This window comes from Streptomyces sp. NPDC026522 (genome assembly GCF_055567555.1).
In genome coordinates this window covers 564,137-586,961 of the sequence record NZ_JBVHQF010000003.1, presented here as the reverse complement: position 1 = coordinate 586,961, position 22,825 = coordinate 564,137, and the positions used below count along the sequence as shown (strand labels likewise).

At 73.0% G+C, this 22,825-nt stretch carries 20 protein-coding genes, 4 tRNA genes and 1 other RNA gene; 14 read left to right on the top strand and 11 right to left on the bottom strand.

Features of this window, described 5'->3' with window-relative positions; translation table 11 throughout:
- Position 1 precedes the first annotated feature (1 nt).
- Positions 2-247: a phosphoribosylformylglycinamidine synthase subunit PurS gene (gene purS / locus ACZ4M3_RS11165; RefSeq protein ID WP_042801325.1), complete on the bottom strand. Its 246-nt coding sequence runs from the start codon at positions 245-247 to the stop codon at positions 2-4.
- Positions 248-574: 327 nt separating this feature from the next.
- Between purS and ACZ4M3_RS11160 the strand changes: the two genes are divergently transcribed.
- The 6 genes from ACZ4M3_RS11160 to ACZ4M3_RS11135 all read left to right on the top strand — a co-directional run bounded on the left by ACZ4M3_RS11160 (position 575) and on the right by ACZ4M3_RS11135 (position 3,235).
- Complete coding sequence (locus ACZ4M3_RS11160; RefSeq protein ID WP_467731297.1) at positions 575-892, top strand: histone-like nucleoid-structuring protein Lsr2; 318 nt, start codon at positions 575-577, stop codon at positions 890-892.
- Between the two features lie 88 nt (positions 893-980).
- Positions 981-1,052 (top strand) — tRNA-Gly (locus ACZ4M3_RS11155).
- Between the two features lie 82 nt (positions 1,053-1,134).
- Positions 1,135-1,207, top strand: a tRNA-Gly gene (locus ACZ4M3_RS11150).
- A 77-nt stretch (positions 1,208-1,284) separates the two neighbouring features.
- Positions 1,285-2,532 (top strand): sensor histidine kinase, encoded by a 1,248-nt coding sequence (locus ACZ4M3_RS11145; protein ID WP_467731353.1) that lies wholly within the window; start codon positions 1,285-1,287, stop codon positions 2,530-2,532.
- The gene (locus tag ACZ4M3_RS11140) at positions 2,529-3,140 is read left to right on the top strand and encodes a response regulator transcription factor (protein WP_467731296.1); all 612 of its coding nucleotides are present in this window, start codon (positions 2,529-2,531) and stop codon (positions 3,138-3,140) included. The genes ACZ4M3_RS11145 and ACZ4M3_RS11140 overlap by 4 nt, the downstream gene beginning before the upstream one ends.
- A gap of 22 nt (positions 3,141-3,162) precedes the next feature.
- Positions 3,163-3,235, top strand: a tRNA-Gly gene (locus ACZ4M3_RS11135).
- Between the two features lie 47 nt (positions 3,236-3,282).
- Here the strand turns inward: ACZ4M3_RS11135 and ACZ4M3_RS11130 are convergent.
- The 6 genes from ACZ4M3_RS11130 to ffs all read right to left on the bottom strand — a co-directional run bounded on the left by ACZ4M3_RS11130 (position 3,283) and on the right by ffs (position 11,568).
- On the bottom strand, positions 3,283-4,233 hold the full coding sequence (locus ACZ4M3_RS11130) for a phosphoribosylaminoimidazolesuccinocarboxamide synthase (protein ID WP_467731295.1): 951 nt from the start codon (positions 4,231-4,233) through the stop codon (positions 3,283-3,285).
- A gap of 109 nt (positions 4,234-4,342) precedes the next feature.
- Entirely contained in the window at positions 4,343-5,821 is a 1,479-nt protein-coding gene (locus ACZ4M3_RS11125) for a N,N-dimethylformamidase beta subunit family domain-containing protein (protein ID WP_467731294.1), read from the bottom strand.
- 208 nt (positions 5,822-6,029) lie between these two features.
- Positions 6,030-7,625 carry a hypothetical protein gene (locus ACZ4M3_RS11120; protein WP_467731293.1) on the bottom strand — a complete coding sequence of 532 codons (1,596 nt, stop codon included), beginning with the start codon at positions 7,623-7,625 and terminating at the stop codon, positions 6,030-6,032.
- Positions 7,626-7,902: 277 nt separating this feature from the next.
- Positions 7,903-9,156, bottom strand: a complete 1,254-nt coding sequence (purD, locus tag ACZ4M3_RS11115; RefSeq protein WP_467731292.1) for a phosphoribosylamine--glycine ligase — start codon at positions 9,154-9,156, stop codon at positions 7,903-7,905.
- Between the two features lie 60 nt (positions 9,157-9,216).
- Positions 9,217-11,403, bottom strand: a complete 2,187-nt coding sequence (locus ACZ4M3_RS11110; protein ID WP_467731291.1) for a DNA polymerase III subunit gamma and tau — start codon at positions 11,401-11,403, stop codon at positions 9,217-9,219.
- Between the two features lie 66 nt (positions 11,404-11,469).
- Positions 11,470-11,568: signal recognition particle sRNA small type (gene ffs, locus ACZ4M3_RS11105), an RNA gene on the bottom strand.
- A 108-nt stretch (positions 11,569-11,676) separates the two neighbouring features.
- On the opposite strand from ffs, the gene ACZ4M3_RS11100 reads away from it, so the two are divergent.
- From ACZ4M3_RS11100 to ACZ4M3_RS11085, 4 genes are all read left to right on the top strand, one after another.
- Positions 11,677-11,764, top strand: a tRNA-Ser gene (locus ACZ4M3_RS11100).
- A gap of 120 nt (positions 11,765-11,884) precedes the next feature.
- Positions 11,885-12,778, top strand: coding sequence for a phosphorothioated DNA-binding restriction endonuclease (locus ACZ4M3_RS11095; protein WP_467731290.1), 894 nt, complete (start codon positions 11,885-11,887; stop codon positions 12,776-12,778).
- Positions 12,779-12,925: 147 nt separating this feature from the next.
- Positions 12,926-15,355, top strand: a complete 2,430-nt coding sequence (locus tag ACZ4M3_RS11090) for a helicase-associated domain-containing protein (RefSeq protein WP_467731289.1) — start codon at positions 12,926-12,928, stop codon at positions 15,353-15,355.
- Positions 15,356-15,556: 201 nt separating this feature from the next.
- Positions 15,557-16,255, top strand: a complete 699-nt coding sequence (locus ACZ4M3_RS11085; protein WP_467731288.1) for a scabin-related ADP-ribosyltransferase — start codon at positions 15,557-15,559, stop codon at positions 16,253-16,255.
- A 66-nt stretch (positions 16,256-16,321) separates the two neighbouring features.
- Here the strand turns inward: ACZ4M3_RS11085 and ACZ4M3_RS11080 are convergent, their stop codons facing one another.
- Positions 16,322-16,741 (bottom strand): TOBE domain-containing protein, encoded by a 420-nt coding sequence (locus ACZ4M3_RS11080; protein WP_467731287.1) that lies wholly within the window; start codon positions 16,739-16,741, stop codon positions 16,322-16,324.
- A 190-nt stretch (positions 16,742-16,931) separates the two neighbouring features.
- Entirely contained in the window at positions 16,932-17,744 is an 813-nt protein-coding gene (locus tag ACZ4M3_RS11075; protein WP_467731286.1) for a VOC family protein, read from the bottom strand.
- A gap of 111 nt (positions 17,745-17,855) precedes the next feature.
- Here ACZ4M3_RS11075 and ACZ4M3_RS11070 point away from each other — a divergent pair, with 111 nt between their 5' ends.
- A complete protein-coding gene (locus ACZ4M3_RS11070; RefSeq protein ID WP_467731285.1) occupies positions 17,856-18,554 on the top strand; it encodes an HhH-GPD-type base excision DNA repair protein in 699 nt (232 codons plus the stop codon).
- Between the two features lie 55 nt (positions 18,555-18,609).
- On the top strand, positions 18,610-19,083 hold the full coding sequence (locus ACZ4M3_RS11065; RefSeq protein ID WP_467731284.1) for a cupin domain-containing protein: 474 nt from the start codon (positions 18,610-18,612) through the stop codon (positions 19,081-19,083).
- On the opposite strand, the gene opcA is transcribed toward ACZ4M3_RS11065, so the two are convergent.
- Positions 19,032-19,964 carry a glucose-6-phosphate dehydrogenase assembly protein OpcA gene (opcA, locus tag ACZ4M3_RS11060; RefSeq protein WP_467731283.1) on the bottom strand — a complete coding sequence of 311 codons (933 nt, stop codon included), beginning with the start codon at positions 19,962-19,964 and terminating at the stop codon, positions 19,032-19,034. The genes ACZ4M3_RS11065 and opcA overlap by 52 nt on opposite strands.
- A gap of 99 nt (positions 19,965-20,063) precedes the next feature.
- Entirely contained in the window at positions 20,064-21,665 is a 1,602-nt protein-coding gene (locus ACZ4M3_RS11055) for a helicase HerA-like domain-containing protein (RefSeq protein WP_467731282.1), read from the bottom strand.
- 88 nt (positions 21,666-21,753) lie between these two features.
- Here ACZ4M3_RS11055 and ACZ4M3_RS11050 point away from each other — a divergent pair, with 88 nt between their 5' ends.
- Positions 21,754-22,050, top strand: a complete 297-nt coding sequence (locus ACZ4M3_RS11050; protein ID WP_008740979.1) for a type II toxin-antitoxin system VapB family antitoxin — start codon at positions 21,754-21,756, stop codon at positions 22,048-22,050.
- A gap of 122 nt (positions 22,051-22,172) precedes the next feature.
- The gene (locus ACZ4M3_RS11045) at positions 22,173-22,817 is read left to right on the top strand and encodes a LytR C-terminal domain-containing protein (RefSeq protein ID WP_467731281.1); all 645 of its coding nucleotides are present in this window, start codon (positions 22,173-22,175) and stop codon (positions 22,815-22,817) included.
- Positions 22,818-22,825: the final 8 nt, after the last annotated feature.

Here is a 22,825-nt window from a genome sequence, read left to right as displayed (position 1 = left end):
GTCAGGCCTCGACCTTCACGGTGAAGTCTTCGATGACGGTGTTGGCGAGGAACGTTTCGGCCATCTTGTGGATGCGGTCGAGGGCGGCCTGGTCGACCGGTCCCTCCACCTCCAGTTCGAAGCGCTTCCCCTGGCGGACGTCGGCGATCCCGTCGAAGCCCAGGCGCGGCAGTGCACGCTGCACCGCCTGGCCCTGGGGGTCGAGGATCTCCGGCTTGAGCATGACGTCGACTACGACGCGTGCCATCGGGCACTCCCGTGTGGTGGTTGGTGCGAAGGCGGTTCCTCCAGCGTACCCGTCCGAAATTTCTACGCGGGTAGATATCCGCAGGCCTCCCGAGCGGCGCCGTTTGGGCTTCACCAACGCTTCGCAAAATCCACCGGAAAACCACTCGCCCGCCATTGCGGCCGGACACGCGGAGATAATTAACTGGGCTTCGCAATTCAATGGGAATCGCGGTACAAAGGAATCAGCCGGGATTCCGGCCGATTGACGCATTGCTCCGAAACATCCACACAGGCGACATCACCGCACGTCAGCACGTGGTGACCTCGCACGAAGGGACCGATATCCGTGGCGCAGCGCGTAGTGGTCACGCTCTCCGATGACATCGACGGCGGAGCGGCGGCGGAAACGGTCTCGTTCGCCCTGGACGGTAAGTCGTACGAGATCGACCTCAATCCGGCCAACGCAAAGAAACTGCGGAAGAGCCTGGCGCCTTACGTGGCCGCCGGCCGTCGGCAGGCCCGCTCGGGCAAGGCGTACCGGCACACCAGCATCGCCCCCGACCCGGCCGTCGTACGCGCCTGGGCCCGGTCGAACGACCACGACGTGCCGCCGCGCGGCCGCATCCCGAAGCGGGTCTACGAGGCCTACAACGCTGCCCACTGACCCCGGATTTGCCATCCACCCCCTCCGATCGGCTAGTGTGTGGATCACGCCGAGGGGCCAGACCGCAGGTCAAAGCCCCGAAGGTCGTGCGGGTGTAGTTCAGTAGCAGAACACCCCCCTTCCAGGGGGGAGGCGCAGTGTGCAATCCCTGTCACCCGCTCTGCACGCTTTACCGGTCACGGTTGTGGATCAGGTAGAGTGATGCTCGCAACTCGGCACGGCATTCACGTCGTCGCGAGCGTGCGGACGTAGCTCAGTTGGTAGAGCACCACCTTGCCAAGGTGGATGTCGCGAGTTCGAGTCTCGTCGTCCGCTCAGAGGACAAAGGCCCTGATCATTGATCAGGGCCTTTGTCGTATGTCCAGGAAGCCGAGGGTTCAGACGTGCCGAAGATGACCGGGTGGTGGCGCAGCCGCGGCAGCGCGGGCAAGGTCGAGCTGTACACCCGCTGGTCGTTCCACTCCTTCGTCGTGCTCGAAATCGCGTCCTTCGGGCTGGGCGCGCTCGCGTCGGCGGCCGGGGACGAATCCACCCGGTCCTCCTGGCCGGTGGCCACGGGACTGTTCCTGCTGGTCTGCGCCCAGGCCGTGCTCGTCGGGTTCCTCTCCTCCCGGGCCCTGGACTGGCTCGTCGAGCGCCGGGAGCGCCCGGTCCGGCTCGCGGTGGTGACGGCGGTGGTCACCGGCGCCGCCTGCGTCACCGCCCTGGCCCTGGTGCGGACCGGCCAGGTGGACGCGGCCGTGGTCCCGGCCCCGGTGATCGGCATGACGGGTTTCTCCTGCGGATCGTTCGCGCTGTGCGTCAAGCGGGTCCGGCACATGACGTACGCGCCGCTGGGCGCGGCCGTCCTCACGGGCGGGGCGGCGCTCGCCGCGGGCCTCCCGGCGGCTTCCGTCCTCGGGTACGCCATGGGGGTGCCGGCCGGCGGCCTCTTCTTCAGCGTCGCCTACGGATTCTCCGCGTGGCTGCTGAAGACCGTGCGCGAGCTGGACCGCTCGCGGGAGTACCAGGCGCGGCTGGCGGTGGCCGAGGAGCGACTGCGGTTCGGGCGGGACCTGCACGACGTGATGGGCCGCAACCTGGCGGTGATCGCGCTCAAGAGCGAGCTGGCCGTGCAGCTGGCCAGACGCGGACGTCCCGAGGCGGTGGAGCAGATGACCGAGGTGCAGCGGATCGCGCGCGAGTCCCAGCGCGAGGTGCGGGACGTCGTGCGCGGCTACCGGGAAGCGGACCTGGCGGTGGAACTGGACGGCGCCCGCGGGGTGCTGAGCGCCGCCGGGATGGACTGCCGGGTCGAGTTCGGGGCCGGGCGGGCGCTCCCGGCGGAGGTGCAGTCCGCGCTGGGCTGGGTGGTCCGGGAGGCGACCACCAACGTACTGCGGCACGGTGACGCCCGCAGCTGCCTGATCCGGCTGACGGCCGGGGACGGGCCGGACGGCACGGTGACGCTGCTGGTGGAGAACGACGGCGCCCCGGCCGAGGCCCCCGCCGGACCGGCCGGGTCGGGGCTGGCCGGGCTGCGCGAGCGGCTCGCGGCCGTGGACGGCGCCCTGCGGGCGGGGCCCGTGGCGGGCGGCCGGTTCCGGCTGGTCGCGGAGGTTCCCGGCCCGCGGGGACGGACGACGGAGGTGGGGGCGTGAACCCCGTACGCGTACTGCTGGCCGATGACGAGCACTTGATCCGCGGGGCGCTGGCCGCGCTGCTGGCCCTGGAGGACGACCTGCTCGTCGTCGCGGAGGCGGCCTCGGGGCCGGAGGCGCTCGCCATGGCCCGGGCGCACCGGCCGGACGTGGCGGTCCTGGACCTCCGGATGCCGGGGGCGGACGGTGTGAGTGTGGCCACATCGCTGCGGTCCGAACTCCCTGACTGCAAGGTCATGATCGTGACCAGCCACGGCCGTCCCGGCCACCTCAAGCGGGCCCTGGCGGCGGGTGTACGGGCCTTCACGCCCAAGACGGTGTCGGCGCAGCGGCTGGCCGAGCTGATCCGGACCGTCCACGCCGGAGGGCGTTACGTGGACCCGGAGTTGGCGGCCGACGCGATCAGCGCCGGGGATTCCCCGCTGACCGCCCGCGAGGCGGAGGTCCTGGAACTCGCCGGGGACGGGGCGCCGATCGCGGAGATCGCGGAGCGGGCCTGCCTGTCGCCGGGGACGGTACGGAACTACCTGTCCTCGGCGGCGACGAAGCTGGGGGCGGAGAACCGGCACACGGCGGTGCGTCTCGCGCGCGAGCGGGGTTGGGTATAGTGGGTACCGCGCTACGGCGCATGCGGACATAGCTCAGTTGGTAGAGCACCACCTTGCCAAGGTGGATGTCGCGCGTTCGAGTCGCGTTGTCCGCTCAGCGTGAGAAGCCCCCCGGTCCTCGGACCGGGGGGCTTCTTCGTGTTCAGGACTCAGTGGCCGCGGGCGCGGGGCGGGTCGCGGCGGCGCTGTGGGCGGCCCAGCTCTGGCCGGTGAGTCGCTCGTAGGCCTCGATGTACTTCGCCCGGGTCTGCTCGACGACCTCGCGCGGCAGCGCCGGCGGCGGCAGCTCGCCCTTCGGGTCCCAGCCGGATTCGGGGGAGTTCAGCCAGTTCCGGACGTACTGCTTGTCGTAGGAGAACTGGGTGCGGCCCGGCTGCCACTGGTCGGCGGGCCAGAAGCGCGATGAGTCCGGGGTCAGCACCTCGTCGGCGGCGACGAGCGTGCCGTCGGCCGTGTGGCCGAACTCGAACTTGGTGTCGGCGAGGATGATCCCGCGGTCCCGGGCGATGTCCCGGGCGCGGCTGTAGACGGCCAGGGTGAGCTGGCGCAGGGCCGCCGCCGTGTCGGCGCCGACGGTGCGCGCGACCTCCTCGTAGGACACGTTCTCGTCGTGCTCGCCGACCTCGGCCTTGGCGGCCGGGGTGAAGATCGGGGCCGGCAGCTCGGAGCCGTCGACGAGCCCTTCGGGGAGGGCGAGGCCGCAGACAGTGCGGCTCTGCCGGTACTCGGCGAGGCCGGAGCCGGTGAGGTAGCCGCGGGCCACGCACTCGACGGGGACCATGTCGAGGTTGCGGCAGACCATCGTGCGGCCGGCCCAGTCGGCGGGGGCGCCGGCGGGCAGCTCGGTGCTGATCACGTGGTTCGGGACGAGGTCCGCGAGCTGGTCGAACCACCACAGGGAGAGCTGGGTGAGGACGCGCCCCTTGTCCGGGATCCCGGTGGGCAGCACCCAGTCGAAGGCGGACATCCGGTCGCTGGCGACCATGACGAGGTTGCCGTCCTCGTTGCGGTAGAGGTCGCGCACCTTTCCGGTGTGGAGGTGGACGAGGCCGGGCACCTGCACCGGCTCGGGCTTTTCGACGAATCCGGACACGGGGTCTCCCTGTGGTTCTGTACGAGCGCAACCCCATTGTCCCGTACCGGGCCGGGCGGCCCGACTCCGGGGCGCGGCCCGGCGCCCCCCGGGCCTTGGGGGGCGCGCGTCAGTCCCGCTTGCAGATCCGGTCGAGGAGATTGGCGGTGGCGCGCTGCACGCGCTCGTCGACATGGCCGGGGCGGTCGAGCGCGGGGGACCAGGCGAAGGTGCCCGAGGCGAAGACGAGGGCCCCGCTCGGCGCCCGGTAGAGGGACGTCTCCTGGTGGCGCTTGGCGCCCTCGCTGTCCCGGTACGGGGAGTGCGCGAGGAGGATCCGGTCCTGGTGCTCGGGCAGCTGGGTGCGCGGGAAGTACCGGTCGGCCTCGCCGGCGACCAGGCCGCCGAGCTCGTCGTTCTCGGCGGCCCCGGTGGAGTCCCACAGCCAGTGGCCGGCGTTGCGCACGATGAGGGGCGCGGGTTCGGGGACCCGGCCCGCGTACTGGATGCCGAGGAGCTGCTGCTCCGGGCGGTCGACCTCCCGCCACAGGCTGGAGCGGCCGGGGCCACGGCGTTTTCGGCAGGTGAGGAGCCGGTCGGGGACCCCGGAGGGCGACGGGGCGAGCTCGACCTGCCAGTACATGGTGTTGGCGGAGAGGAAGACCAGGGACGTGCCGTGCTCGCGGGCGCGCTCGACGGTGCGGCGCATGGGGGCCGACCAGTACTCGTCGTGTCCGGGGAAGACCAGGCCGCGGTAGCGGGTGGGGTCGACGCGGCCGGCGTGCAGGTCGCGGGTGTCTGCGTAGGCGAGGTCGTAGCCGTAGCGCTCGGCCCAGCGGATGAAGTCGTAGGCGTGGCCCACGTGGAGCGGGAGGCCGGCGCCCGCGTACGGGCGGTCGAAGGAGACGGTGGTCGCCGCGTCCTGCTCGCCCAGCAGCCGGCCCTCCTCGTCCCAGGCGTGGTAGAGGCTGGCGCCGGTGTGGCCGTCCTCCGGGTAGAGGTTGTAGGCCTGCCAGGTGATGTCCGGGAGCAGCAGGAGCAGATCGGCGCGGTGGTCGTCCCGGACCGTGAACGGGATGTGCGACCGGTAGCCGTCGGCGGTGGTGAGGACGGCCACGTACGCGCCGAGGCTCCAGTACGAGGGCACCTGGAGCCGCCAGGACAGCCACCAGTGGTGGCAGGAGACCGTGCGGTCGGCGGTGAGCGGGGCCGGCTGGACGATGCCGGAGAGGCGGGGGCTCGAATGGATCTTGCTGGCGCCGTCGCCGCCGTAGTGGCCGATGCGGTAGATGTCGACGGAGAACTGTTGGGGCGGGTCGACGGTGATGTGGAAGTCGATGGCCTCGCCGGGGGCGACGGCCCCGGTGGAGGCGAAGCCCTTGATCTGCCGGTGCACGTCGTCGGCGGTGCGGGGGCCGCCGTTGCTGCGGGCGCGCGGGATCTGTCCGGGGGCGGCGGCCGGGTCGACGTACCAGGGCACGACGTGGCCGGTGTCGTCGAAGTACAGCTCGCTGCCCCGGAACCAGGGCAGCGGGCCTTGGCCGAAGGGGTCGGTCACCGCGTGCGCGAGCGCACCTGACTCCCATCGCCGGATCTGGTCCGTAGCCATACCGCTGTTCCCCTCCCTCGCTCCCCCGAACGCACATCCAAGGTTTCCCAGCACATCACATAACGCACGCACTCCGTCACCGTTCGTCGCGAAAAGACCTCCCGGAAACCAACTCGTAAGGAATTACGGGCGATGTCGGTGCGCCGGGGCCGGGGTCGGCGCGCCGGGCGGGCCCTCGGGCGGGGGCGGGTACCCGGGCATGGGGCCCTCAGACCAGCCGGACCGGCTTCTCCGGGCGGAGGCCGATCTTCGCGAGCCATGCCCGCAGGGGCTCCGGGTCGCCGTCCTCCACCAGGCAGAGCACGCTCGGGGCCAGGTCGGAGCGCCGCTCGCCCGCCACCCGCAGCACCGGGCCGTCCAGCCAGTCCAGGCCCGGCTCCGCCCCGGCGGAGTCCACCGCCGCGCAGCACACCAGCGCCGTCACGTGGTCGGCGAGCAGGTCCCGGCCGCTCCTCGGCTCCTGGAGCGGGAACAGCGGCACCGCGCCGGCGGCCCGCGCCTTGCCCGCGCCCGGCTCCGGGCCGCCGGTGGCGGACCGTTCCTCCCGGGCCAGGTAACCGGCCAGGGACTCCCCGGCGGCGCCCTGCCCGCCGGTGTCCGTGAGGAAACCCAGCACCCGCTCCACCGGCGGCCCGGCCGGTACCGCCAGCGCGTCGAGGGCCGCCTGCAGCCGGGCGGCGTCCAGGCGCCACTTGCGGTCCACGACCTGCGTCGGATACTCCGCCCAGTCCACCGGCGACCACTGCGGGCCCGCCTCGGCCGGACCGCCGTGGAACAGCCGCGCGGCGAGCAGCGAAGCCGCCTCGTCCACCGCGCCCGGCTGCTCCAGCAGGTCACAGGCGGGCCGCTCGCCGAGCCGGGAGGTGAACCCCTCGGCCAGCCGGTCCCGCCGGGACAGCTCGGTCAGGGCGGACACCACTCCGGCGTCGAGCCGCGCCGGCCACCGGCCCATCCGCCAGGCCGGCAGCGCGACCCGGGTGAGCAGCCGGTCCCAGCCCGCGTAGGCGAGGCCGACCTGCTCCTGGGCCGTGATGCGCAGCCCGTAGTCCACGTCCTGGGCGCGGTCCGATGCGGCGGCCGCCACCCCGCGCTCCATCTCCGCCGCGTCCACCCGGCACAGCCGCAGCAGCAGCCCGGCCGGCCGGGCGATCCAGCCCAGCCCGCGGCGGGACGCCACGTCCACCGCGGCGTCCAGCCCGCGCACGAAGCCGCGCGCGTCGGCTATGTCCGGGTGCGCGGACGGGCCCGTACCCGCGACGACCGGCGCGAGCACGGCGCGCAGCTCCGCGACCCGCATCCACCACAGGAACGGCGAGCCGATCACCAGCACGGGCGCCGCGCCGGGCGCGGACTCCGGCCGGCCCGCCGCTATCCCGGACCGGCGGTGGGCCGGGTGCGTACGGTCCTCCAGCCAGCTGTCGCAGTCCGGGGTCAGGGCTATCGCCGAGGGCGCGGGGACGTCCATCCGGTCGGCGAGGTCCCGCACCAGCCGGTAGAGGTCGGGCGCGGCCGCCTCCGACAGCGGAACCGTCGGCGTCAGCGCCGGGCCCGCGCGCAGCACCACCGCCGCGAACGTCCCGCCGACGAGCAGCACCAGCGCGGCGGCCACACAGACGGCGAGGGTCACCAGGGGCCAGGGGTCACCGGCCAGCCGGCCCGTCGTGAGGCCGGTCACGAGCACCACGGCGACGGCGGCCGGCAGCAGCACGACGGCCAGCGCCCTGCTGCGCACCCGCAGCACGGCGAGGGCGCGGGAACGCGCGGACGGCACGCCCACTTCAGCGATCGAACCGATTCCGGACACGGCCGGACCTCACCCCCTCTGCCCTGCGGCGGCTTTGCTCATTCCCCCACTGTGACACCCGCCACTGACATCGCAATGCCGGTGGGCCATGTGCCGGAATGCTTGCGCCGCACCCTAGTTGGGGCGGGCCCGGGCGTCAGGCAGACCGCGACACGATCACCCGATGGAATGGCTTTGGGTAAAGCTGGCCGCCTTCGGGCGCGGGCGGCTGCACTCGCACGCGCGGGCCCGGGCGCGCTCTGCGCACCCGGGCCCGCGAAGGACGTGGAACCGCTGCTCAGCGGCCTCCGGCCGCCTTGGCCGCGATGTCCGTGCGGTACTGCGAGCCGTCGAGCCCGATCCGTGCGACGGCCTTATACGCCCGCTCGCGGGCCTGCGCCAGGTCGGAACCGGTCGCCGTCACCGACAGCACCCGACCACCCGCGCTGACGACCGCGTCGCCCTCGCGGCGGGTCCCGGCGTGCAGCACGTAGGCCTCGGGGGCGTCCTCGGCGGCCACCTCGGCCAGGCCCTCGATGGGGTCGCCGGTACGCGGGGTGCCGGGGTAGTTGTGCGAGGCGATGACGACCGTGACGGCCGCGTCCTCGCGCCAGCTGAGCGGCGGCTCCGCGTGCAGGGTGCCCCGGGCGGCGTTCAGCAGCACGCTCGCCAGCGGGGTGCGCAGCCGGGCCAGGACCACCTGGGTCTCGGGGTCACCGAACCGGGCGTTGAACTCGATGACCCGGACACCGCGCGAGGTGATCGCGAGTCCGGCGTAGAGCAGGCCGGAGAAGGGCGTGCCGCGGTGGCGCAGCTCGTCCACGGTCGGCTGGAGGACGCTCTGCATGACCTCCTCGACCAGCTTCGGGTCGGCCCAGGGCAGCGGGGAGTACGCACCCATGCCCCCGGTGTTGGGGCCCTCGTCGCCGTCGAGGGCGCGCTTGAAGTCCTGGGCGGGCTGGAGCGGCAGCACGGTCACGCCGTCGGTGATGGCGAAGAGGGAGACCTCGGGACCGTCGAGGAACTCCTCGATGACGACGCGGTCGCAGGCGAGCGCGTGGGTGCGGGCCTCCGCCCGGTCCTCGGTGACCACGACGCCCTTGCCGGCCGCCAGCCCGTCGTCCTTGACGACGTAGGGGGCGCCGAAGGCGTCGAGGGCGGCGTCCACCTCTTCCGGGGTGGTGCAGACGTAGCTGCGCGCGGTCGGGACCCCGGCCGCCGCCATCACGTCCTTGGCGAAGGCCTTGGAGCCCTCCAGCTGCGCCGCCTCGGCGGACGGGCCGAAGACGGGGATGCCGGCGGCGCGGACGGCGTCGGCGACGCCGGCGACCAGCGGGGCCTCCGGGCCGACGACGACGAGGTCGGCACCGAGCTCGGTGGCCAGGCGGGCCACGGCGGCACCGTCGAGGGCGTCGACCGGGCGCAGCTCGGCCACCTCGGAGATGCCGGCGTTGCCGGGAGCGCAGTACAGCGCGTTGACGTCGGGGTCGAGGGACAGAGAGCGGCACAGGGCGTGTTCGCGGGCGCCGCCGCCGATGACGAGGACCTTCACGTCATGCAGCCTAGCCCGGGTGGGCGGACCGGCTTCGTGCGGCCACCCAATTACGGGCCTCTACTCGTTCGTGTATTCCTCTATAACGGTGGCTCCGAGCTCGCGCACGATCAGGTCGTGTCCGGTCAGCGCGCTCTCCACGAGGTCGGGATCGTCCTCCTCGGGGACGTCGTCCTCGGGGGCGACCGGCGGCGGTGCCTGCTGCACGGGGGGCTGCGGTGCGGGCGGCGCCTGCTGGGGCTGCTGATGCTGCTGAGGCGGCTGGTACGAGGGTTGCTGCTGGGGAGCCGGAGGCTGCTGCGGGGACGGTGCCGGAGCCGAGGGCGGTGCGTAGGGGGCGGGGGCCGTTCCGGACGGCTGGCCTCCGCCGCCGCCCACGACCGCGTCGATCTTCCAGTGGACCTGGAACTGCTCGGCCAGGACCGCCTTGAGGACGTCTTCGCTGCCGCTGCTCGCGAAGTTGTCGCGGGCGCCGACGTTGGGGAAGCCGAGCTGGAGGGTCGTCCCGTCGAAGCCGGTGACCTGGGCGTTCTGGCTGAGCAGGATCCAGGTGAAACGGCGGCGGTTCTTGACGGCCTCCAGCACGCCGGGCCACATCGCCTGCACCTGGCCGACGCCGGCGGCCATCCCGGGGGCGGGCGCGGCGGGCGCCGCCGGTGCGGCGGGCTGCTGTACGGGCGCCGGGGCGGGGGCCGCGGCGGGCGGGGTGGCTGCGGCGGTGGGCCAGGCCCCGGCGGCGGGGGTGGCGGGGGCAGCCGGGGTGGCGGCTCCCGGCCAGGCCCCCGGCGCGGCGGCGCCACCGCCCGGCTGCGCGGCCCCGGGCCAGGCGCCGGGGGCGGGGGGCTGCGGTGCGGCGGCGGGCTGCGGTGCGGCGGCGGGCGCGGCCTGGGCCGCCGGCTCGGGCTGCGGCCGTACGGGCGGCTGCGCGGGCGGCTGCTGCGGCTCGGGCTCGGGGGCCCGTACGGCGGCACGCGCCGCGGCGACCCCTCCGGCGGGGCCGGCCGGCGCCATCGGGTGGGCCTCGGGGCCGGGCACGTACCCCATGGCCGGCATCGCGGCGGGCGCGGCGGCGACGCCGGGGGCGGTGAACCCGCTCCGCTCCAGCCGGTCGAGCCGGGCCTGGAAGGACCGCTCGTCATCGAAGGCGGCGGGCAGCAGCACCCGGGCGCAGATCAGCTCCAGCTGGAGCCGGGGCGAGGTCGCCCCCCGCATCTCGGTGAGCCCGGTGTTGACCAGGTCGGCGGCCCGCGACAGCTCGGCCGCGCCGAAGACGGCGGCCTGGGCCTGCATGCGCTCGACGACATCGGCGGGGACGTCGATGAGCCCCTTCTCCCCGGCGTCGGGCACGGCGGCCAGGATCACCAGGTCGCGCAGCCGCTCCAGCAGGTCGGCGACGAACCGGCGCGGGTCGTTCCCGCCCTCCACCACGCGGTCCACGACCTCGAAGGCCGCGGCCCCGTCGCCGGCGGCGAAGGCATCGACCACGGCGTCCAGCAGCGAGCCGTCCGTATAACCGAGCAGGGAGGTCGCCATGGCGTACGTCACACCCTGGTCGGCGGCGCCCGCGAGCAGCTGGTCCATCACGGACATCGAGTCACGCACCGACCCGGCGCCCGCCCGCACCACGAGCGGCAGCACCCCGTCCTCGACGGTGGCCCCCTCCCGCGCGCAGACCTCGCCGAGGTAGTCGCGCAGGGTGCCGGGCGGCACCAGCCGGAAGGGGTAGTGGTGCGTCCGGGACCGGATCGTCCCGATCACCTTCTCCGGCTCGGTCGTGGCGAAGATGAACTTGAGGTGCTCCGGCGGCTCCTCGACCACCTTCAGCAGGGCGTTGAAGCCCGCCGAGGTGACCATGTGGGCCTCGTCGATGATGTAGATCTTGTAGCGGCTGGAAGCCGGCCCGAAGAACGCCTTTTCCCGCAGGTCACGGGCGTCGTCCACACCACCGTGCGAGGCGGCGTCGATCTCGATGACGTCGATGGACCCGGGGCCGTTGCGCGCGAGGTCGCGGCAGGACTGGCATTCCCCGCAGGGGTCGGGGGTGGGACCTTGCTCACAGTTCAGGCACCGGGCGAGGATCCGCGCGCTGGTGGTCTTGCCGCAGCCGCGCGGCCCGCTGAACAGGTACGCGTGATTGACCCGGTTGTTCCGCAGGGCCTGCATCAGGGGGACAGTGACATGCTCCTGCCCGATGACCTCGGCGAACGACTCGGGGCGGTAGCGGCGGTACAGCGCAAGGGACGACACGTCTACGAGGTTATCCGGGCCCACCGACAACGGCGGCCCACCCGGCTCCCGCGCCCCTGCCCCGGAACGCAAAGCGCCCCCCACGCACCCGCCAGAGCCCACTTACCCTTGCTGCCTTCCGGCCCTGGGGGAGTTGGGTGAGATAGCGCCACGTGAGGGGCTGGGCCCCACCCTAGCGGATGGAACCCCCCGGAATCGACCCGCCCCCCTCCGGACCCCCCGGCCGACGATCACGTTCGCGAGCACCCCTCAACGTCTTGTATTGTTTGCGGCGGAGGATTCGCCTAGTGGCCTAGGGCGCACGCTTGGAAAGCGTGTTGGGGGCAACCCCTCACGAGTTCGAATCTCGTATCCTCCGCCAGTGCCTCACCGGGCACGATGTCGAAAGGCCCCGCTGCTCGCAGCGGGGCCTTTCGCTTGCTCCCCCACTGCCCGCTCGTCCGGATCACGGTGCGATGAGGCCCGACTACGATCGGCCGTCATGGACTGGCTGGAGCGCGTCGCGAAGCTGCGGCAGTGGACGAGGAGCGGTGCACGCGCTCCGCACAAGCCGCTGTTGTTCCTCTACGCCCTCGGCCGGTTCCAGCAGGATGCCCACGGCGAGCTGCGGTACAGCGCGGTGGAGGAGGACCTGAAGCAGCTGCTGGCCGAGTACGGTCCGTCGAACAAGACCACCCCCGCCTACCCGTTCCACCATCTGGTGAGCGATGCGGTGTGGGAAGTGCGCACCGAGCACGGGCACGGCAGTCCGGGCAGCGGCGTGCGGGAACTGCGGGCGTCGGGAGCCGTGGGGCGGCTGGCCCCGGAGTTGCGGGCGGCGCTGCGGCGCGAGCCGTCGCTGCTCGGCCGGATGGCGCGGGTACTGCTCGACCTGAACTTCCCGCCCTCACTCCACGGCGAACTGTGCGGAGCCGTCGGCCTGGAGCTGGAGCCCGCGGAGACCGAGCGGCCCTCGACGCTGCGGAGGCAGCGCGACCGGCGCATGCGGGAGCTGGTGCTGACGGCGTACGAGTACCAGTGCGCCTTCTGCGGCTACGACGGGAGGATCGGCGCGGTGCCCGTGGGGCTGGAGGCCGCGCACGTGCGCTGGTGGGCGTTCGGCGGCCCCGACGACGTCGACAACGGACTGTGCCTGTGCTCGCTGCACCACAGGCTCTTCGACAAGGGCGTCCTCGGCATCGGTGACGGCCCCCGCATCCTGGTCTCGCAGCGCTTCGTCGGGCGCAGCCCCGCCGCCCGCGAGCACGTCATAGCGCTCGCCGGCCGGCCGCTCATCGGCCCGCAGCCGGGCGTCAGCCCGGTCGCGGCGGCCCACCGTTCCTGGCACACCGGCCAGGTCTTCCACGGCGCCCCGCGCCCGGCCACCGCGGCCTGAACGGCGAGCGCGAGCGCCGCCGTTCCGCCCGGCTCGCGGTCATGCGGAACCCGTGGGCGGGAACCTTCCGCCGTACGACACGTACCGGGCCGCCGGACGGGCCATCCTTGGGCCTGGCGCGTCCCTTGGCCCGAGGAGAGGTTCTTCATGGCGTCCGGATCCACGCTGGCAGCCTGGCTGCACGGTCTCGACGGCCCGGACCTGGCACGCGTGCTCGCGGCGCGGCCCGACACCGTTTCCGCTCCGGATCCGCGCTCGGTGGCGGAGCTGGCGGACCGGCTCCAGCGGCCGGGGTCGGTGGCGCGGGCGCTGCCCCTGCTCACCCTGCCCGCCTTCCAGGTGGCCGAGGCCCTGGCGGCGTTGGGGACGCCCGCGTCGCGCGAGGCCCTGGCCGAGCTGCTGGGAACGACGGCCGGCCCGGCGGCGCGCGCCCTGGAAGCGGTCCTGGCGACTCTGGCCGAACACGCGCTGGTCTGGCCGGACCACCGGGGAACGCTCCACATGGCCGGACCGTTGCGACAGGCGTGGGAGGCACCGCTCGGGCTGGACGCGCCACTGGCGGAGCTGACGGCGGGCGCGACCTCCGACGAGCTGCGCGGCATGCTGACCGCACTGGGCGTCCGGTCGCCCGGTACGAAGCAGCAGCGCATGGCGGCGCTGCTCGCGCACCACAGCGATCCGGAACGCATCGCCGCAGTGGTCGCCCAGGCTCCGGCGCAGACCCGGGAACTGCTGGAGCGCCGAGCGCGGTCGGCGTCACCGCAGCCCGCGTCCGTCATCCTCGGGGCGCACGGCGCCGACACCGAACCAGGCGAGCGATGGGCGCTGGAGCGGGGGCTGCTGATCCGGGACCGCCGCTGGTACGGCCCCACCCTGATGCCCGCCGAGGTGGCACTCGCACTGCGCGGGGCCGCCTGGCACGCCCCGTTCGAACCGGAGCGGCCCGCCATCCCGTTGGTGGCCGTCACCGCGGCGGAAGTGAGCCGGGAAACGGCAGCCGCGGCCACGGCGTTCGCGGCGCATGCCGCCTCGGTCCTGTCCGCGTGCTCGGCGTCGCCGCCTGCCCGGCTCAAGTCCGGCGGCGTCGGCGCACGTGAACTGGCGCGCATCGGCAAGGCAGCCGGGGCCGATGACGCCGTGGTGCGCATCACGCTGGAGGCCGCCCACGCGGCAGGACTGCTGGCCCACGACGCCGACCGGGTCGCCCCGACCAGGGCGTACGGCGCCTGGGCGGCGCAGGAACCGCCGGAACAGTTCGCCGCGCTGCTCGAAGCCTGGTGGACCCTGCCCCTCACCCCCTCCCGGGCGCGCGACGAGGACGGCAAGGCGCTCCCCGCGGTCTCCGCGGCGCCCCCCTGCCTCGGCTGCTCGGAGAGCCGGCACGGGTTGCTCGCGGCCGCGGCGGACCTCCCGCCGGGGCGGGGCGCGCGAGCCACGGCGGACCTGGGAAGGCTCGTGGCGTGGCACCACCCGCTCGCCGATCCGGAGCAGCAGGGCGCGACACCCTTCGCCGCCGCGATCGGCGAGGCCGAACTGCTCGGCGTGCTCGCCCGCGGCGCTCTGTCCGCCCTCGGCGCCGCCCTGCGGGGCGACGACGCGGAAGAACTGGCCGCCGTATGCCGGCGCCTGCTGCCCGCGGCCACCGGCACGGCCCGGATCGGCGCCGACCTCACCGCCGTCGTCACCGGCACACCGACCGCGCGACTGGCCGCGCTGCTGGACGCCACCGCGGACCGGGAGAGCCGCGGTACGGCCTCGGTGTGGCGGTTCGGCGCCGGCAGCATCCGCCGCGCACTGGACTCCGGCCGTACCCCGGACGGGATCACCGCCGACCTCTCCGCGAGCACTGCCGGGCCCCTGCCCCAGCCGCTGGCGTACCTGATCGCCGACACCGCCCGTCGGCACGGCTGGGTACGCATCGCCCCCGCCGGCTGCGTCATCCACGGTGAGGAGCCCGCGCTCCTGGCCGAGATCGCCGTGCACAGCAAGTTCGCCGGCCTCGGCCTCCGGCGGCTCGCCCCCACGGTCCTCGTCAGCCGCAGCCCGCTGGACGAGACCCTCGCCGCGCTTCGAGCCGAGGGCTACGCTCCCCTGGCCGAGAGCGCCGACGGAACCGTACGCGTCGACAGGGCCGCGCCCCGGCGGGCCGCCGCAGCCGTACCGGCACCGCGCAACGCCCGCGCCCGGGCCGGCTCCCGGACGACGCGGACCGGGCGGGCGGCCGGGGCTCCCGCCGCGGGTCTGACCGCCCTGGCCGCCCGGCTCCTGACCGCCCCGCCGACCACCCCGGAAGCCGACCCGTTCGGCCCCGGCGGGGTCCCCTTCGGCACGGATACCGAGGAGATCGTCGCCGGATACGCGAAGCAACTGTCGTACGGCGACGTCCGGCAGCTGGCCCATGCCGTCGACTCGGGCACGGCCGTCACCGTCGAATACGTCGCCACTTCGGGAGCCCGCACCGTCCGCACCCTCGAAAGCCTCGTCCTCGACCCGCCCTACCTCGAAGCCTGGTGCCACCTGCGGGACGCCGAGCGCGTCTTCACCCTCTCCCGGCTCCAGGGCGTGATGCCCGTGTAGGCCGCTGCCGGTGTGCACCGCGTGGGGCGGCCGCGGCGCGGTGAGGGGAGGTGGGGCGGTGAGGGGAGGTGGGGCGGCAAATCCTTTCGCCGGTACGACTGTTCCCCCCGTGCGGGTGGACCGCGGGCCGGGGTCGGGCCGGGCGGGAGGGGGCGCGTCTATAAAGGGCCCGTCCTGTTGACCTACCGATGGGCTCCCACCATGTTGCAGGCCGCTCTGCGCGTACTCGCCGCCGTTTCCGTCGTCTCCGCCGTCGCCGTCTCACCCGCCGTCGCCGCGCCCGCCGCGCCCGCCGCGGCCGCCGCCGATCTGACCTCCCCCTGCGGTCCCGTCACGGAGTACCGGGCCGCGGACTGGTGGCGTACGACCACGACCCCCCTGATCGCCCAGGCCGTCGCCGCCACCGCCCTCGACGAGAACTGGCAGTGGCGCGACGACACCAACACCCTCTGGCGCGGCGACACCCGCGAGAGCGTCGAAGAGCTCTTCAAGACCGGGTTCACTCCCCGCGGGGACGAGCTGATCCCGCTGTCCGAGTACATCGTCAAGGGCGGGGGCCAGAACAGCGCCCACCTCAGCACCAGTTGCGAGCAGTGGGTGGCCCAGAAGTTCGCCACCTACGGCGCGGCGAAGACGGGCTGGGTCTACGAGATCGACGCCCCCGGCGGCATCGACGTGAACGCCACCGCGCACCTCAACCACTACGAGTCGCCCTACCTCTGGAACAAGGAGATCGACTTCCCCGGCGGGGTCGAGGGCCGCTACATCAAGGGCGCCTGCAAGTACCACCTGGTCTCCACCGACCCGCAGACGAAGGTCAACACCTACGAGAACCTCGGCTGCAAGAAGAACGACGGCTTCGCGCCGCGCGTCCTGGAGCCGGCCGCCGCCGTCCGGTAGCGGCGCGGGAGCGGCGGCGTCCCGGCCCGCCCCCGCCCGTCGGAGCGGGCCGGGACGCCCACCGGCTCAGACGGTGGCCAGGCTGATCTCGGTGGACTTGATCAGCGCGACGACGGAGGAACCCGCGGCGAGGCCGAGCGCCTCGACGGCGTCGTTGGTGATGGCGGCGGTCAGGCCGCCCCCGGCCACGTCGACCTTGACGGATGCCATGGCCCCGCCGCTGGCGACGCCGGACACGGTGCCCTCGATCTGGTTGCGGATGCTGATGCCGTCGACGGCGCCCGTGGCGAGGGCCACCTCGGTCGCCTTCACCAGGGCCTTGACGGGCGAGCCGGTGGCGATGCCGAGGTCCTTCACGGCGTCGGTGGTGATGGCGGCGGTGATGTCCTGGCCGCCTTCGAGCCGGACCTTGACCGTCGTCATGGCCTCGCCGGTGGTGACGGCGGTGACGGTACCGGCGATCTGGTTGCGGATGCTCAGGCTCATGGGTGCTCGACCTCTTACGTAGACACGTCGTACGGCTAGGAGGGGCCGCACAAGATCGACGCTAACCGGCCCGGCGCCGAGCGGTGTTGGGCCCGTCGCATCCGCCAGCCGGATCCACCCGTGCGGCTCGCCCCTGCGCCCGGGACCGCGTCCGTGTCCGTGTCCGTGTCACGTCCGCCGTCGGCGAGCGCTACGCGAACTTCGGCATCTCACCAACCCGTGTCGACATGTCGATCGCGGCGAACGCCGCGCCCTGTGGGTCCGTCAGGGCCGCGAACCGGCCGAAGGGACTGTCCATCGGCCCGAAGTGGAGCCGGCCGCCCCGCGCCTTCGTCTTCTCCACCGCCTCGTCGCAGTCCGGGACGCCGAAGAAGACCTGGATGTAGGGCGGGATCTCCGGCGGGAACTCGTCACCCATGTTCATCCGGCCCAGGACCGGGTTCTCCGAGCCACCCAGGCTGAAGATCTTGTAGTCCATCCCGGCCGCCTCGGGGTCGTCGCCGAGGTCCATCTGCCGGCCGCTGTACGGGAAGACCCGCGGCAGGAACCCGTCCACCTTCGCCACGTCCCGGGTGAAGACCTCCGCCCACGCGAAGGCGCCCGGCTCGCCGAGCTTCTCGAAGCCCTTGTGGTCGCCCGGCTGCCAGACACCGAACACGGCGCCGCTCGGCTCCTTGGCGATCACCATCGTGCCGAAGCTGCCGACCTGCATCGGCCCCATCGCCACCTCGCCGCCCGCCGACCGGATCTTCTCCGCCGTGGCGGCCGCGTCCGGTGAGGCGAAGTACAGACACCACTGGGAGGGGGCGTCGACGCCCGGCATCGGCGGCACGACGGCCGCGACGGCCTTGCCGTCGGAGTAGGCCTGCGTGTAGTTGCCGTACTCGCTGGACGATTCGCCGAAGGTCCAGCCCAGTACGTCACCGTAGAAGCTCTTGGCCCCCTCCACATCGGTGAACATCGCGTCCACCCAGCAAGGAGCGCCTTCCGGGTACTCAGTCATGATCGATCGACTCCCGTGTCGTGTGCGCCGTCGTGACCCGTCTCGGTTCACACGCTAGGCGGCCGGTGCGTCCTCCGCGCGCGGAGGACGGCGACGGGGGAGGCTGGAACCATGGACAAGCACATCACCATCCGGCTGGCCCAGCATCCGGAGGCCGACGCCCTGCTCGGCCGCAGCCCGCTCGCCGCGCTCGTCGGGATGCTGCTCGACCAGCAGGTGCCGATGGAGTGGGCCTTCTCGGGGCCGTACACGATCGCCCGGCGGATGGAAGCGGACGATCTCGACGCCCACGCGATCGCCGCCTACGACCCGGAGGCCTTCGCGGCGCTGCTGTCCGAGAAGCCGGCCGTGCACCGCTACCCGGGCTCCATGGCGAAGCGGGTGCAGCAGCTGTGCGCGTACCTGGTGGAGCACTACGACGGGGACGCGGAGGGGATCTGGCGGGACGCGGGATCCGGCGCGGAGCTGCTGGGACGGCTCAAGGACCTGCCCGGCTTCGGGGAACAGAAGGCGCAGATCTTCCTGGCCCTGCTGGGCAAGCGGTTCGGAGTGCGGCCCGAGGGCTGGCGGGAGGCTGCCGGGGGCTACGGCCCGGCCGGCGTCCACCGCTCGGCGGCGGACATCACCGGTCCGGAGTCGCTGGCCGCGGTGCGGGCGTACAAGCAGGAGCACAAGGCCGCCGCGAAGGCGGAGAAGGCCGCGAAGGCCCGGCCGGGTACGACGCAGACCGGCGCGACGGAGGCCGAGGGGGCACAGCCCGGCAAGGCACGGGTCGCCAAGACGCGGGCCGGCAAGGGCCGGACGACTTGACGGACCAGGGCGTAAGGGGCGCGGGCTGGGTCCGCGCCTCACCTACGCTCACCGCATGACTCAGCACCCCGTCCGCGCGACCACCGCCGAATCCATCACCGACGGCCCGGGCAGCACCATCACGCTGCTCACCGACACCCCCGAACTCACCTGCAACACCGCCGTCTTCGAGGTCGGTGCGGCAGGCGCCCCGGTGCACTTCCACACCAAGGCGACCGAGTTCTTCCACGTCACCGACGGCCGGCTGGACGTGCTCGTCGGAGACGAGGTCCACACCCTGGCCAAGGGCGACTTCCTCAGCGTCCCGCCCGGCGTGAAGCACGCCTTCGCCCCGGCGGCCGGCCACACCGCCGAGGTCTTCGTCGGCTTCACCCCCGGCATGGCCCGCTTCGACTACTACCGCCTCCTGGGCCGGGTGCGCGCGGGCGAGGCCACCGTGCAGGACATCATCGACAGCCAGCCCGTCTACGACAACCACTACGCGGAGAGCGAGGCCTGGGCCGGGCGTCCGCGCAGCGCCGAGGCGTAGATCACGTCGGCGTCGAGCCGCCGCAGTTCCTCCGCGATCAGCTCGGCGAGGCTGCGGATCTTGAGGGCCACCTTCCGGTCCGGCCACCCCGGCAGCGACAGGGTGGCCAGCACCCCGTCGGGCCGGTCCACCCGGATCTCGCCGCCGGTCGTCTCCAGCCGGACCCGGGTGACCACCGGCCCGTCCGTGACCACCCGCTCCACCGGTACCCCGAGCCGGACCTCCAGCCAGCGCGCCAACAGCTCGGCGCTCGCGTTGTCGGCCTCGCTCTCCACCGCCGCGCCCGTCACCGGCAGCGGCGCCTGATCCAGGGCGCCGGTCAGCAGCGAGCGCCACGGCGTCAGCCGGGTCCAGGCCAGATCGGTGTCGCCGGGGGTGTACGAGGCCGCCCGCTGGTCCAGTACGCCCACCGGGTCAACGGCCGCCTGGGCGTCGGTGATCCGGCGCTGCGCCAGCGCGCCCAGCGGGTCGCGGGCGGGCGCGGCGGGGGCGTCGGCCGGCCACCAGGCCACCACCGGCGCGTCCGGCGCGAGCAGGGGCAGCACGACCGAACTCGCGTGCTCGGTCAGTTCGCCGTGCAGCCGGAGCAGCACGATCTCCCCCGAACCGGCGTCGGAACCGACGCGCAGCTCGGCGTCCAGCCGGGTCTGGTGCAGCTTGCGCGGACCGCGGGCGGTCCGCTTGATCACCGCGATGATGCGGGAGGGGTGTTCGCGCGAGGCTTCGGAGGCCGCGCGTACAGCGTCGTAGGCGTTCTCCTCGTCGGTGACCACGACGAGCGTGAGCACCAGCCCCATGGCGGGGCTGCCGACGGCTCGGCGCGCTTCGAGGAGGGCCCGGTCGATCTTGCCGGACGTGGTGTTGGTGAGGTCTGTCCGCATGGTCCGAGTCTGTCAGCGAAGGCCATGGATATGGCAACCGGTTCGGTGGATTCCGTCTGGACCGTCCGGGCGGTGCGCCCGGCGGACGGGACGGGTGGTTCAGCGCCGGCGGCGGGCCGTGCCGAAGAGCGAGCGTGAGATCTCCCGGCCCAGCTGGGTGCCGACGGACCGGGCCAGCGAGCGGAACAGCCCGCTCCCCACTACTTGCCGCGCCAGTGAGGGTTCCGGACCGGGTTCGCCGCGGCCCGCCTTCGAGCCCTGCCCGCCCGCGGTCGAGGCCCGTTTCTGCTGCTTTTCGGCCTCCTCCTCAGCTGCCGCCCGCTCCGCCGCGGCCTCGGCGGCCGCCTGCTCGGCGCTGATCTTCTCGTAGGCCGACTCGCGGTCGACCGGCTGGGCGTACCGGGAGGAGAGGGGCGAGGAGGTCACCGCCCGTTCGAGATCGGCCGCCCCGACCGGTCCCATCAGCGACCGGGGGGCGCGCAGCCGGGTCGCCGCCACGGGGGTGGGTGCGCCCTTCTCGCTCAGTACGGCGATCACCGCCTCGCCCGTGCCGAGCTGGGTGAGCAGTTCCTCCAGGTCGTAGGCCGAGCGGGGGAAGGTCTTCACGGTCGCCTTCAGCGCCTTCGCATCGTCGGGGGTGAAGGCGCGCAGCGCGTGCTGTACCCGGTTGCCGAGCTGCGCCAGTACGTCGGCGGGCACGTCTTTCGGCGTCTGGGTCACGAAGAAGACGCCGATCGCCTTGGAGCGGATGAGCCGGACCGTCTGGGTGATGGATTCGAGGAAGGCCTTCGAGGCGTCGTGGAACAACAAGTGCGCCTCGTCGAAGAAGAAGACGAGTTTGGGCCGCTCCACGTCCCCGACTTCGGGCAGGTCGGCATAGAGGTCGGCCAGCAGCCACATCAGGAAAGTGGAGAAAAGCTGCGGCTTGTCCTGTACCGCCGGGAGTTCGAGTACGGATACCACCCCGCGCCCGTCGGGGGCCGTCCGGAGGAAATCCGCAGTGTCGAATTCCGGCTCTCCGAAGAAATCCGCGGCGCCCTGCTGTTCGAACGCGGTGAGGGACCGGAGAATCACCCCGGCGGTCACGGTGGAAAGTCCGCCGATGCCCTTGAGCTCGGCTTTCCCCTGGTCAGAGACGAGGAAGGCGACGACCGCGCGCAGGTCTTTGAGGTCGATCAGCTCCAGGCCCTTGGAATCGGCGTAATGGAAGATGAGCCCGAGCGACTGCTCCTGCGTCTGGTTGAGCCGGAGCACTTTCGACAGCAGGACCGGACCGAAAGCCGTGACCGTGGCCCGGACCGGGATGCCGGGCCCGATCCCGCCCAACGAGTAGAACTCGGCGGGACAGCCGGCGGCCGACCATTCCTGGGCCACTTCCCCGGCCCGCTCGCTGATCCGTTCGTTCGGCACACCGGGCGCCGAAATCCCCGAGACGTCGCCCTTGATGTCGGCGAGGAAGACGGGCACGCCCGCCGCGGAGAGCTGTTCGGCGATGAGCTGGAGGGTCTTGGTCTTACCGGTGCCGGTGGCGCCCGCGACGAGTCCGTGCCGGTTCAGCACGGCCAGCGGAATGCGGACCTGCCGCTCCGGCAGGCACCGGCCGTCCCAGAGCAGGGCCCCCAGGTCGAGCGCGGGTCCGGTGAAGGCGTACCCGGCGGCGATCTGGTCGGCCGGGGACACGGGGTCGGTGCTGTCACTCATAAGTCCCTCCCGGATTGGCCCTGTCTGCCACTTTTGCACCGCCCGCACGATGCTGCGCCCGCAGGCACCGGCCCGGTAGGCTTTCCGTGTGATCTTCAAGCGCATCGGAAGCGGGCGGCCGTACCCCGACCACGGCAGGGAAACCACCCGGCAGTGGGCGGACGTCGCCCCGCGCCCGGTCCGGCTCGACCAGCTCGTGACGACCAAGGGACAGCTGGACCTCGAAACACTGCTCGCCGAGGACTCCACCTTCTACGGGGACCTCTTCGCGCACGTCGTGAAGTGGCAGGGCGACCTGTACCTGGAGGACGGCCTGCACCGCGCCGTGCGGGCGGCCCTCCAGCAGCGCCAGGTGCTGCACGCGCGCGTCCTCGAAATGGACTGACCCCGCTGCCCGCTCGGGGCCGTGAGCCGTCCTGACCGGCCGATTGCGCCTTTCGGGTCGGCCTTTGCCGATCAATAGATCATTTAGTAGGCATCGTTCCGGTACGGCACTACGCTGCGCCCATGAGCATGCTCACTCCCCCCGGCATGGGCGGAAAGTACCGCGTCACCGGAGCTGCCTTCCCCCGGATGAGCCGCCCGCGGCGACGCCGCCGGATCATCCTCGCCCTGCTCGGCTCCGCCCTGGTGCTGGCCCTGCTCGGCTACGGGGCACTGCAGCTCATGGACGTCTTCCGAGGCGACACCAAGCACAAGACGGCCGCGGCCAAGGACTGTCCGACCGGCGCCCCCAAGGCCGGTCCGGCGGCGGCCCCGTCCAAACCCGCGGTGGTACTGCCCCAGCCCGGCCAGATCACGGTCAACGTCTACAACGCCACCCCGCGCGCCGGCCTCGCCAAAGCCGTCGGGGACGAGCTGAAGAAACGCGGCTTCACGGTCGGCCAGGTCGGCAACGCCCCCGCCGACTTCGACAAGAAGATCCCCGGCACCGGGATACTGCTCGGCTCGCCGAAGACCGACAAGGCGGCCTACTCCGTACTCGGCACCCAGCTCGCCGGCATGACGCAGCACACCGACACCCGCGAGGGCGCGGACATCGACCTGATCCTCGGCGACGCCTTCAAGGAGCTCAGCACGAAGGAGGACGCGGACAAGGCGCTGGCCGTACTGGCCAACCCCGAGCCCGCGCCCGCCGCCAAGAAGTGCTGATCCGCGCC